The sequence below is a fragment of the Streptomyces silaceus genome (genome assembly GCF_001419745.1).
Taxonomy (GTDB): domain Bacteria; phylum Actinomycetota; class Actinomycetes; order Streptomycetales; family Streptomycetaceae; genus Streptomyces; species Streptomyces silaceus.
This window is the reverse complement of the sequence record NZ_LIRJ01000365.1, coordinates 1-11,450: the sequence shown is the minus strand read 5'-3', so window position 1 is coordinate 11,450 and position 11,450 is coordinate 1. Positions and strand designations below refer to the sequence as shown.

The 11,450-nt window shown below is 72.5% G+C and carries 11 protein-coding genes; 6 read left to right on the top strand and 5 right to left on the bottom strand.

Annotated elements, in window-relative coordinates; translation table 11 throughout:
* The coding region (locus AOK22_RS29555; protein WP_157872311.1) for a serine hydrolase at nt 1-257 on the top strand (257 nt) is incomplete at its 5' end.
* 107 nt (nt 258-364) lie between these two features.
* Complete coding sequence (locus AOK22_RS29550; RefSeq protein ID WP_055701782.1) at nt 365-763, top strand: VOC family protein; 399 nt, start codon at nt 365-367, stop codon at nt 761-763.
* A gap of 52 nt (nt 764-815) precedes the next feature.
* Here AOK22_RS29550 and AOK22_RS29545 read toward each other — a convergent pair whose 3' ends face one another.
* The 5 genes from AOK22_RS29545 to AOK22_RS29525 all read right to left on the bottom strand — a co-directional run bounded on the left by AOK22_RS29545 (nt 816) and on the right by AOK22_RS29525 (nt 7,663).
* Nucleotides 816-1,667, bottom strand: a complete 852-nt coding sequence (locus tag AOK22_RS29545) for a DMT family transporter (protein ID WP_055701781.1) — start codon at nt 1,665-1,667, stop codon at nt 816-818.
* Nucleotides 1,664-2,173, bottom strand: a complete 510-nt coding sequence (locus tag AOK22_RS29540) for a YbaK/EbsC family protein (protein ID WP_055701780.1) — start codon at nt 2,171-2,173, stop codon at nt 1,664-1,666. Before AOK22_RS29540 ends, AOK22_RS29545 begins: the two co-directional genes overlap by 4 nt.
* 161 nt (nt 2,174-2,334) lie before the next feature.
* Complete coding sequence (locus AOK22_RS29535; protein WP_055701779.1) at nt 2,335-4,056, bottom strand: penicillin-binding transpeptidase domain-containing protein; 1,722 nt, start codon at nt 4,054-4,056, stop codon at nt 2,335-2,337.
* A 117-nt stretch (nt 4,057-4,173) separates the two neighbouring features.
* Nucleotides 4,174-5,802: a penicillin-binding transpeptidase domain-containing protein gene (locus tag AOK22_RS29530; protein ID WP_055701778.1), complete on the bottom strand. Its 1,629-nt coding sequence runs from the start codon at nt 5,800-5,802 to the stop codon at nt 4,174-4,176.
* Nucleotides 5,803-5,923: 121 nt separating this feature from the next.
* Nucleotides 5,924-7,663: a dolichyl-phosphate-mannose--protein mannosyltransferase gene (locus AOK22_RS29525; protein ID WP_055701777.1), complete on the bottom strand. Its 1,740-nt coding sequence runs from the start codon at nt 7,661-7,663 to the stop codon at nt 5,924-5,926.
* 63 nt (nt 7,664-7,726) lie between these two features.
* Here AOK22_RS29525 and rsmI point away from each other — a divergent pair, with 63 nt between their 5' ends.
* The 4 genes from rsmI to AOK22_RS29505 form a co-directional block, all read left to right on the top strand.
* Nucleotides 7,727-8,623, top strand: a complete 897-nt coding sequence (rsmI, locus tag AOK22_RS29520) for a 16S rRNA (cytidine(1402)-2'-O)-methyltransferase (RefSeq protein WP_055701776.1) — start codon at nt 7,727-7,729, stop codon at nt 8,621-8,623.
* Between the two features lie 198 nt (nt 8,624-8,821).
* On the top strand, nt 8,822-9,250 hold the full coding sequence (locus AOK22_RS29515; RefSeq protein ID WP_055701775.1) for a hypothetical protein: 429 nt from the start codon (nt 8,822-8,824) through the stop codon (nt 9,248-9,250).
* Nucleotides 9,251-9,369: 119 nt separating this feature from the next.
* Nucleotides 9,370-10,239 carry a TatD family hydrolase gene (locus AOK22_RS29510; RefSeq protein ID WP_055701774.1) on the top strand — a complete coding sequence of 290 codons (870 nt, stop codon included), beginning with the start codon at nt 9,370-9,372 and terminating at the stop codon, nt 10,237-10,239.
* A gap of 460 nt (nt 10,240-10,699) precedes the next feature.
* A partial coding sequence (locus AOK22_RS29505) for a ubiquitin-like domain-containing protein (protein WP_157872312.1) occupies nt 10,700-11,450 on the top strand: 751 nt, incomplete at both ends.

Genomic DNA, 11,450 nt, shown 5'->3' with positions numbered 1-11,450 from the left:
CGTCCGCGGGCCCCGACCGCGTCCTGGTCGTGAACACCCGCTTCGGCCTCGGCTACATGCTGCACGGCGCGGCCTCCCCGCTCCTGGGCCCCGGCTCCTTCGGCCACCCCGGCCGCGGCGGCGCCCTCGGCTTCGCCGACCCCGACTCGGGCACGGCCTTCGGCTACGTCACGAACGGCATGAACAAGGGAGTCACGGCGGACCCCCGCGCACAGGCGCTGGTGGGGGCGCTGCGGGGGGTCTTGCAGGGGCGTTGACCCCAGAGGGCCGGGGCCCCGGCCCTCTGGGGCCCGGGGGCCGGGCCTGTCGGGCGGGTGGCGCGGCCCCTAGGCTGAGCCCCCGTCCTTACTGCCTGGGGGAGCACATGACCAGTAGGTTCACCGAGTTGACCGTCGACTGCCACGACCCGGAGGCGCTCGCGGCCTTCTGGTGCGCGGTCCTCGACTTCAAGGTGATCGACCGGGGCGAGGGCCAGGTCGAGATCGGCTCCTGGGTGCCGACCGCCGAGGAGGTCCGGGCCCGCCAGATGCCGCCCACGCTGGTGTTCGTCCGGGTACCCGAGGGCAAGACCGTGAAGAACCGGCTCCACCTCGACGTCAGCCCGGTCGACGGCAGCACCGACGAGGAGGTGGCCCGGCTGCTCGCCCTCGGCGCCACCACGGTGGACGTGGGCCAGGGGCCCGGCCGGAGCTGGGTGGTCATGGCCGACCCCGAGGGCAACGAGTTCGACGTCCTGCGCACCCTGGCGCCGCCCGGCCGGTAGCCGGACGCGCCGGACGGCCCCGCGGCCCCGCCGTCCGCCTCACCCCGCACGCTCACCCCGCGTGCAGCATCAGCCCGATGCCCGCGACCATCAGGCCCGCCGCGATCAGGCGCGGCGCCCCGAACCGTTCCTTGAAGAAGACCGCGCCGATCGCCGCCCCGACGATGATCGACGACTCCCGCAGCGCGGAGATCGGCGCCAGGTCCGCCTTCGTCTGGGCCCACAGGACCAGGCCGTACGCGGCGACCGAGAGCGCCGCGCCGAGCAGGCCCACCGCCGCGAACGGCCGCAGGCGCGGCACCAGTTCGCTCCGCCAGCGGTACGCGGCGTACACCGGGACGGCGATGCCCTCCAGGACCATCAGCCACGCGATGTAGCCCATCGAGGAGCCGGAGGCCCGCACGCCGAGGCCGTCCACCACCGTGTACGCCGCGATGGAGACGCCCGTCGCGAGCGCCGCGCCGATCGCCGCCCAGTCGGGGCGGCGGCCCGAGCCCCGGATGCCCCACAGGGCGAGCCCGGTCAGGCCCGCGCAGGACACGGCGACGCCCGCCGCCTGCCAGCCGTCGGGGACCTCGCCCGCGAAGACCGCGGCGAGGACGGTGACCACGAGCGGCGCGGTGCCGCGCGCGATGGGGTACGCCTGGCCGAAGTCGCCGAGCTTGAACGACGTCATCAGGAGGGCGTAGTAGCCGACGTGGAGGGCCGCGGAGACGATCAGGTACGGCCAGGCCGCCGCGTCCGGGACCGCGACGAAGGGGGCGAGCAGCAGGCCGATGAGGGTGCCGCCGCCGGATATGAGCGTGAAGCCGACGAGCTTGTCGGTGATGTGGTGGGCGATCGCGTTCCAGCTGGCGTGGGTGACGGCGGCCAGCAGGACGGCGGCCGCGACCAGCGGGGTCACGCGGCGGTCTCGCGCACGTCCACCAGCGCGCCGCCCGCGTGGGCGATCAGCGTCTTGGGGGCCATCGGGAAGACCGCGTACGGGGTGCCCGCCGCGGCCCACACCACGTCGTGGCCGAGGAGGGAACGGTCCGCGAGGACGCGGGTGCGCGTGGCGTGCCCGAAGGGCGGTACGCCGCCGATGGCGTACCCGGTGGTCGCGCGGACGACGTCCGCCTTGGCGCGGGTCACCTTCTCCGCGCCCAGCTCCCGCCGCACGAGCTCCACGTCGACCCGTGAGGCGCCGTCCATCAGGACGAGCACCGGGACCCCGTCGGCCGCGAAGATCAGCGACTTGCAGATCTGGCTCAGCTCGCAGCCGATGGCGGCGGCGGCCTCCTGGGCGGTACGGGTCTGGTCCGGGAACCGGCGGACCCGGGAAACGAGTTCGCCGAGGCCCAGTTCGTGCAGGGCCTCGGCGAAGCGGGGGTGGGCGGCGGAGCGTTCAGGGGATTCGGCAGCACTCATGCCCGGCACGCTAGCGTTCCGTGTACGAGCCACGCGACCGGGTATCCGCAGAGCGGACGCCCGGCTTCCGGTGTCCGGACCGAGGGCGTGCGCGTCCCCGGTCCGGACCTGTGGCCGACGGGCCGTCGGTCCGGCCCGACGGCCTGACGGCCCGCGGCCCCTCAGCCCCCGGCCAGCAGCATCGCCCGCACGACCGGGCCCGCCGAGTCGCCGCCGTGGCCGCCCGCCTGGACGACCGCCGCGGACGCCAGGTCGCCTCGGTACGCGGTGAACCAGCCGTTCGGCTTCTTCTGGCCGTCGACCTCCGCCGAGCCGGTCTTCGCGCCCATGTCCGAGCCGAGCCCCGACATCGGCTCGACCGCGGTGCCCGCGACCGCCGTGTAGTGCATCAGGTCGCGCAGCGCGCTCGCCGTCGCGCCCGACATCCTGCGCGGCGCCGTCGCCAGCGTGCGGTCGTCGACGTCCGGCGAGACCAGGTAGGGCTGCTTGAACGTGCCCGACTTCACCGTCGCCGAGACCGACGCCATGTTCAGCGGGTTCATCCGCACCCCGCCCTGTCCGATCAGCGAGGCGGCCATCTGCGCGTCCGCCTGCACGGGGACCGCGCCGTCGAAGGACGACACCCCGATCGACCAGTTGTCGCGGCCGAGTCCGAAGACCTCCTGGGCCTGCTTGGTCAGGGAGTCGTTCTCCAGCTTCTTGGCCTGGCTGATGAAGGCCGTGTTGCAGGACCGCGCGAAGCTCGCCCGGAACGTACCGCCCTTGATCTGGAACTTGTCGTCGTTCTGGAACTTCCAGCCGCCGTACGTCTCGTACTTGGGGCACGGGTGCTTCTTGTCGACGCCCGCGAGCTTCTTCTCCAGGAGCATCGACGAGGAGACGACCTTCATCGTGGAGCCGGGCGCCAGCGAGCCCTGGAAGGCCGTGTTGAAGCCGCCGGGGGTGGAGTTGGCGGCGGCCAGGATCTCACCGGTGCTCGGCTTGATCACCACGACGGACGCCCGGTCCCGCTTCGCCGTCTCGCGCTCGGCGGCCGCCTGCAGCTTCGGGCTGAACGTCGTCTTCAGCGTGCCCGGCGTGCCGGGGGCCAGCGTCAGGAGCGTCTTGTCGGGCGTCGACTTCGCGTCGTCCTTCTTCGTGGCCGCGGACTTCCCGGACTTCCCGGTCCCGTCGCCCGCCCGCACCACGCGCAGCTCCACGCCCGCGGTGCCGCCGGCCTTCTTGCCGTACTTCTCGCGCAGCCCGTCGAGCACCGTGCCCAGCGACGGGTACTTCGCCGCCGTGATCTCGCCGCCGTCCCGGTCCACCGCCTTGATCGGCGGGTCGCCCGCCTCGCCGGTGACCAGCCGGTCGCCCCGCTTCAGTTCGGGGTGGAGCACGGAGGGCCGCCACCCGACCAGCGTCCGGCCGTCGCTCTTCCTGCGGACGACGGTGAGTTCGGAACCGTAGGAGAACGGCTTCTTCTTTCCCTCGTACGAGACCGTGGCCAGCGCCTTGAAGGGCACCGTGGCGCCCTTCCGCTTGCCCGGCATCAGCTCGACCTTCGTGAACCGGCCGTCCTTGCGGTACGACGTCAGGGCCTCGCGGGCCGCCGCGCGGTCGTCCGTGAGGGCCGCCGCCTTCGCCGTGTCGCCCTCGGCCCACGCGTCGAGGAACGCCCGGGACGTGGTGCGTACCTCGGCGGCCGTCGGCGGGCCCGAGGCCACCGGCTTCTCGTCGACCGTCGCACCGTCCGCGCCGGACCCGGGGCCCACGAGCGCGAACGCGGCGGCCCCCACCCCGCACAGGACGACGGCCGCCGCCCCGCCGAGCGCGTACGGATGCACCCGCCCGTTCCTCCTGCCGACCTTGCCGCGCTCGGTGACGCGCCTTCGCTTGCCCACAAACCCTCCGCAGTTCCCCAGAGCCCCCAAGCTCCTCACCGGAAGGCCACCTTAGAGGCGCGCGGAGAAGCCCTTGACCACTTCGTCGCCCGGCCGGACGACTCTTCTGACGACCCGTTACCCTGCGCGCAGCACCGCCGCCACGATCGGCCCCGCCGCGTCGCCGCCGTGCCCGCCCCGCTGGGCCATCGCGGCCGCCGCGACGTCACCCCGGTACCCGGTGAACCAACTGTCCGACTTCTCCTGGCCGTCGACCTCGGCCGATCCGGTCTTCGCGCCGATGTCGCCGCCGAGTCCGGCCATCGCGCGCGCTCCGGTGCCGCTGAGCGCCGTGCGGTTCATCATCTGGCGCAGCTGCTGCACGGTCGACGCGGACAGGCCCCGCGCGGTGGCCAGTTGCCGGTCGTCGAGCGCCTTCGGCACGATCACCGGCTGCCGGAAGGCGCCCGTCATCGCGGTCGCCGTGACCGACGCCATGTTGAGGGGGTTCATCTGGACCTGGCCCTGGCCCAGCGCGTTCGCCGCGCGGTCGGGGCCCGCGGACGCCGGGACGGAGCCGTCGAAGGAGGGGATGCCCACCTTCCAGTCGCCCTGCCCGAGACCGAAGTTGTCCCGCGCCTCCTCGGTGAGGGAGGCGTCGGTCAGGCCGTCCTCGTCGATGAGCTTCACGAACGCGGTGTTGCAGGAGCGCGCGAAGCTCTCCGAGAACGTCGCGGACTCGTTCGGCGTCATGCCCTTGAGGTTGTGGAACGTCTGGCTCTGCCAGGTCGCGGTGGCCGGGCAGGGCGCGGCGCCGGTCGCCTTGGTGGCCCCCTTGTCGATGAGCATCGCCGCCGACACGATCTTCATCGTGGAACCGGGCGCCACCTTGCCGAGGAACGCGGCGTTGAAGGCGTCCTTGCGGTTGTTGGCGACCGCGAGGATCTCGCCGGTGCTCGGCTTCACCGCCACCACGGACGACTCGTCGCTGCGCAGGACCGCCTGCTCGGCGGCCTTCTGCACGCCGGCGCTGAGCGTGGTGCGCAGCTTGCCCGGCTTGCCCTTGGCGAGCGTGAGCAGCGTGCGGCTGCCCGCGTCCTCGTTCTCCGGCCGGACGTACAGCTCCACGCCCGGCGTGCCGCCCGCCGTGTCCCCGTACTTCGCGCGCAGCTGGTCGAGGACCGGGCCGAGCGAGGGGTGGCTCTTCTTGTCCAGGACCACGTCGTCGCGGTCCACCGCCTCGATGGGCGGGGCGGCGGCCTCGCCCGTGACCAGGGTGTCGCCCTTCCGCAGGGACGGGTGCACGACGGAGGGCTGCCAGTCGACGAGCGCCCGGCCGGTGCTCCTGCCGCGCACGACGGTCAGCTGCGAGTCGTAGGCGAACTTCTCGCTCTTACCCTTGTACGACACCGTCGCCGACACGGAGAACGGCACGCGCGCGCCGGACGCCTCCTTCGCCGTGAGCCGCACCTTCGTCAGGTGCGCGTCCTCGCGGTAGCCGGTCAGGGCGGCGGACGCCGCCTGCGCGTTGTTCGTGTACGCGGCCGCCTGCCGGGCGTCGCCGTCGGCCCAGGCCTTCAGGAACTCGCGGGTGGTCTCCGAGATCTCGCCGCGCGTCGGCGGCCCCGTCCGCACCTCGGCCGGGCCCCCACCCGCCGAACCGCCACCGGTGACGCCGTTCACCAGGTTGTAGGCGCCGTACCCGGCACCCCCCACCATGGCGGCGAAGACCCCGCCGACCACCGCGGCCTTTACCCCTCTGCGCACGAAGCGCTCCCCTCCCCAGGAGTCCTTCCGAAGATATTCGGAAAGTGTTGGTCCTGCTGAACCCTAAGGGGGCGGGGTGACGCGTGGGCCGGTCGTTATCCGACAGTGTCCGTGGTGCTTCTTACACCCATGTATCCAGCCACATGCGCGACCGCCAGGAATCGATCGGGATCGCGGTGCCCGTATGGATGGGCCAGAAGTAGATGAAATTCCACAGGATGAGCAGAACGAGGACTCCCGAGGCCGCCGCACCGGCCACACGGCGCCGCTCGCTCGATCCCGGCGGTCCCAGAATCGCGCCGATCATCATCGCCAGCGCCAGGCACAGGAACGGCACGAAGACGACCGCGTAGAAGTAGAAGATCGTGCGCTCCTGGTAGAAGAACCAGGGCAGGTACCCGGCCACGACGCCGCACACGATCGCGCCCGCCCGCCAGTCGCGGCGGAACACCCAGCGCCACAGGACGTACAGCAGCGCGAAGGCCGCCGCCCACCACAGCATCGGGGTGCCGAGCGCGAGGACCTCGCGGGCGCACTTCTCCGTGGTGTCCGCCGGGCAGCCGTCCTTGCCGGGCAGCGGCGACTCGTAGAAGTACGAGACGGGCCGGCCGTCGACGATCCAGCTCCACGGGTTGGACTGGTAGGTGTGCGGCGAGGACAGGCCCACGTGGAACTTGTAGACCGCGTGCTCGTAGTGCCACAGGCTGCGCAGCCAGTCCGGCAGCCAGGTCCAGCTGCCGCCCTGGCCGTCCGTCGCCGCCCAGTCGCGGTAGTAGCCGCCGCTGCCGTCCGTCGGCGAGAGGATCCAGCCGAGCCAGGACACCACGTACACGGTGAGGGCCACCGGCACCGTCGACACGAACGCCGGGAGCACGTCCCGCCGCAGGACCGCGCGGTAGGGCCGAACCGCCCCGGCCACCCGGCGCGCGCCCACGTCCCAGAACACGGTCATCAGGCAGAAGAAGACCATGATGTACAGGCCGTTCCACTTGGTCCCGAAGGCGAGACCCAGGCAGAGACCGGCCGCCCAGCGCCACGGCCGCCACCCCAGGCGCGCCGTCTCGGCGACGTACGCGTCGGGGCGCACGCGCCCGTCCTCGTCCGTCGGCAGCACCGCCGCGAGCCGCGCCCGCGCCCTGTCCCGGTCGATCAGGAAGCAGCCGAAGGCGGCGAGCACGAAGAACATCAGGACCTGGTCGAGCAGCGCGGTCCGGCTCATCACGAAGTGCAGGCCGTCCACCGCGAGCAGCGCGCCCGCGAGGCACCCCAGGAACGTGGAGCGGAAGAGCCTCCGGCCGATCCGGCACAGCATCAGCACCGACAGGGTGCCGAGCACCGCCGTCATGAAGCGCCAGCCGAACGGGTCGAAGCCGAACATCCATTCGCCGATGCCGATGACGTACTTGCCGACCGGCGGATGCACGACATAGGCCGCGTCGTGCGGGATCGCGATGTCACTGCCCTGCCGCAGGACGTCGTCGTTGATCTTGTCCGGCCAGTTGACCTCGAAGCCGCGGTGGATGAGGGCCCAGGAGTCCTTCGCGTAGTACGTCTCGTCGAATATCACGGCCTTCGGGCTGCCGAGATTCCAGAACCGCAGCACACCGGCGACCAGCGTGATCAGCAGCGGGCCGATCCAGGCGGCCCGGCGGACCACCTCGTCGGCGGCCCGCTTGGTCAGGCCGAGCGTCATCCACAGGCGGGGGCTCGGCTCCGTGTACGGAGGCACGAGACGCGCCGTGACGTCCTCTCTGGGCCGCGCCGCATAGCCGAAACGGCGCAGCCGCCGCTGCCACGACGGCGGCTGCTCCTCGGCCGGCTGGCCCTGGCGGGTGTCCGGGGAAGACGCGGTACTGGTCACCGCGCCATCGTAGGGAACCAGACTGTGCGAGTCCCGCCCCGTGGGCCCTGCGAGGATGGATCCGTGACAGGAAGCGCTGATTCCCCCGGAACCCTGGTCCTCGCGGGCACCCCCATCGGTGACGTCGCCGACGCCCCGCCGCGGCTCGCCGCCGAGCTGGCGGCGGCCGACGTCGTCGCCGCGGAGGACACGCGGCGGCTGCGCAGGCTCGCCCAGGCGCTCGGCGCCGAGGTCGGCGGCCGGGTCGTCTCCTACTTCGAGGGCAACGAGTCGGCGCGCACGCCCGAGCTCGTGGAGGCGCTGGTCGGCGGCGCGCGCGTGCTGCTCGTGACCGACGCCGGGATGCCGTCGGTGTCCGACCCCGGCTACCGCCTCGTCGCGGCCGCCGTCGAGCGGGACGTGCGGGTCACGGCGGTGCCGGGCCCCTCCGCGGTGCTCACGGCGCTCGCCCTGTCCGGGCTCCCGGTCGACCGCTTCTGCTTCGAGGGCTTCCTGCCGCGCAAGGCGGGCGAACGCCTCTCGCGCCTGAAGGAGGTCGCCGAGGACCGCCGCACCCTCGTCTACTTCGAGGCCCCGCACCGCATCGACGACACGCTCGCCGCGATGGCCGAGGCGTTCGGCGCGGAGCGCAGGGCCGCGGTCTGCCGCGAGCTCACCAAGACGTACGAGGAGGTCAAGCGCGGTCCCCTGAAGGAGCTCGCCGAGTGGGCCGCCGACGGCGTGCGCGGTGAGATCACCGTCGTGGTCGAGGGCGCCCCGGAGAAGAGCGCCGCCGACCTCGGCCCGGACGAGCTGGTGCGCAGGGTGCGGGTGCGCGAGGAGGCGGGCGAGCGGCGCAAGGAGGCCATCGCGGCGGTGGCCGCCGACGCGGGCGTTCCCAAGCGGGCCGTCTTCGATGCCGTGGTGGCGGCAAAGAATGCGGATCGGGGCAGCCCATCGGAGGGCAAAGGACTATCGTGAAAAGCAAAGCGCGGGCCGCGCACCAGGCCTCTTTCCTATGGAAAGGCCAAATCGGCTCCAATGCTCGACAGGTCTGATGCGCTCGCTCCGGGAAAGGCGTCCACTGGTTGAAGGGACGCACCCGTCCCCACGCTTCCGGTCCGGGACAAACCCCGAGCCCCGGTAGTGCTTGTCCCTCGGGCAAGAGGAGCAGCTGGCATGAGTGAGATCGCAGACACCGGCCACACCACCACGGCAATCAACGTCGTTCATGAGTCGTACGCCTTCGCCTGCATGAAGTGCGGGCACGGCTGGGAGCAGTCGTACGAGATCGAGCATCACGTGGACGCCTCGGGCCAGGAATTCGTGATGTACCACGCGGACGGGCAGCACGTGCCCTCACCGCTCACCCGGCCCACGTGCCTGAACTGCGGTGGCCATGTCGTGCGGATCATGCGGGCCGGACAGGTGTCGTCGGTGCTCGACATGATGCGCCGGCAGCACGAGCGGGTGCCGGCCTCGCGGGGCGCGGGGAAGCCGGCGCCGGACGCCGACGGCGGGACGGACGGCACGGACGGCACGGAGGAGCACCCGCACCACTGGCATCTGTCGGACCTGCTGCACGTGTTCCACCGCAAGGCGGGCTGAGTTCCCCCGCACGGCGGGCCGAGCGGGCCGTGGGGCCGGGCGCCCTGGCCGTGGGGGCGGGGCGCCCTTGCTTCGGGGGCCTTCGTCGGGTCGGGCGAAGGCCTTCGTAGGATCGCGGCATGGCTGACAAAGACGCTGCGCCGCCGCTCCCCGAACCCCTGCGGGTACCGGTCGCCGACTCGCACACCCACCTGGACATGCAGGCGGGCACCGTCGACGAGGGCCTGGCCAAGGCCGCCTCCGTCGGCGTCACCACCGTGGTCCAGGTGGGCTGTGACGTGCGCGGCTCGCAGTGGGCCGCGCAGACCGCCGCGGAGCACGACAGCGTGCACGCGGCGGTCGCCCTGCACCCGAACGAGGCGCCCCGCATCGTCCACGGCGATCCGGACGGCTGGTCCCGGCAGGGGGCGCGGGTGGCCGGCGGAGACGCCGCGCTCGACGAGGCGCTCGCCGAGATCGACCGCCTCGCCGCGCTGCCCCAGGTCAAGGGCGTCGGCGAGACCGGCCTCGACTACTTCCGCACCGGTCCCGAGGGCATGGCCGCCCAGGAGCGGTCCTTCCGCGCCCACATCGAGATCGCCAAGCGGCACGGCAAGGCGCTCGTCATCCACGACCGCGAGGCGCACGAGGACGTGCTGCGGGTCCTGAAGGAGGAGGGCGCCCCCGAGCGCACCGTCTTCCACTGCTACTCCGGCGACGCCGCGATGGCCGAGATCTGCGCCGAGCGCGGATACTTCATGTCCTTCGCCGGCAACGTCACCTTCAAGAACGCGCAGGGGCTGCGGGACGCGCTGGCGATCGCCCCCCTCGAACTCGTGCTCGTCGAGACGGACGCGCCGTTCCTGACGCCCGCGCCGTACCGCGGACGGCCCAACGCGCCGTATCTCATTCCGGTCACGCTGCGCGCCATGGCCGAGGTGCGGGGCATCGGCGAGGACGCCCTGGCGGAGGCGGTCTCCGCGAACACGGCGCGCGCTTTCGGTTACTGACCGATAACGCCGCGACGCAGCGTAGCTGCGCCGCTTTGGAGAGTGACGGGAGCTCCGCTAGGTTCTGTCCGCCCGGACCGGACCCCTGGAGCGTCATCGTGAGCAACTCGCCGTACGAGACGTACGAGCCGCCGCAGTTCGAGGCGTGGAACGGCGCGCCGCCGTACGACCAAGGGGGCGGCGGGGGAGCGGTCGGTACGGGGTACGCGGATGCGTACGGCGATGCGTACGGTGGTTCGTACGGTGGTTCGTACGGGGCCTCTTTCGATACCTCGGTCGACGGTTCCTACGGCGGGTACGCGGGCGAGGGCGGTGACACCTACCGGCCCTCCTACGAGATCGCCGGGCACGACGAGGTCGAGCTTCCCCGCCAGGCGTCCGACTCCGCCTCCGGGGGTCGCTTCGACGAGCCGGCCGACGAGCCGTTTGACGAGCCGGCCGACGAGCCGTTTGACGAGNNACGACGTCGGCGAACTCCTCGCCGACGAGGGCGTGGACGTCGGCGCCCACGACATCGTGGCGCCCGCCGCCGGCACCACCCTCGCCAGCGGCGACGAGGTCGCCGTCCGCTACGGCCGGCCCGTCCACCTCACGCTCGACGGCGAACGGCGCAAGGTGTGGACCACGGCCAAGACCGTGGACGGGGCGCTCCGGCAGCTCGGGGTGCGGGCGGAGGGCGCCCATCTGTCGGCCTCCCGGAGCCGCCGCATCGACCGGGACGGGCTCGATCTGGACGTCCGCACCGAGCGCACGGTGACGATCATGGCGGACGGGCGGGAGCGGACCATCCGTACGAACGCGGCGACCGTGCGGGAGGCCGTCGAGGAGTCCGGGGTGACGCTGCGGGGGCAGGACACCACGTCGGTGTCGCCCGACAGCTTTCCGCGCGACGGGCAGACCGTGACCGTCATGCGGGTCACCGGGTCGAAGGAGGTGCGCGAGGAGTCGATCCCCTTCGACGTGGAGAAGACCGAGGACGCGTCGCTGTTCCGGGGCACCGAGGTCGTGGCGCAGGCGGGGCATGCGGGCGTGCGGCGCGTGACGTACGCGGTGCGGACCGTCAACGGCGTGAAGCAGAAGCCGCGGCGGATCAGGTCCGAGGTGGTGCGGGAGCCGCAGAAGCGGGTCGTGAAGGTGGGCACGAAGCAGATGCCCACGTCGGTGGCCGGGGCGGACGGGCTGGACTGGGGGTCGCTGGCGCGCTGCGAGTC

What these genes read in the sequence shown, in the direction of transcription:
- AOK22_RS29550 (WP_055701782.1), top strand. Translation starts at nt 365, where the DNA reads ATGACCAGTAGGTTCACCGAGTTGACCGTCGACTGCCACGACCCGGAG.
- AOK22_RS29540 (WP_055701780.1), bottom strand. Translation starts at nt 2,173, where the DNA reads ATGAGTGCTGCCGAATCCCCTGAACGCTCCGCCGCCCACCCCCGCTTC.
- AOK22_RS29515 (WP_055701775.1), top strand. Translation starts at nt 8,822, where the DNA reads ATGAGTGAGATCGCAGACACCGGCCACACCACCACGGCAATCAACGTC.
- AOK22_RS29510 (WP_055701774.1), top strand. Translation starts at nt 9,370, where the DNA reads ATGGCTGACAAAGACGCTGCGCCGCCGCTCCCCGAACCCCTGCGGGTA.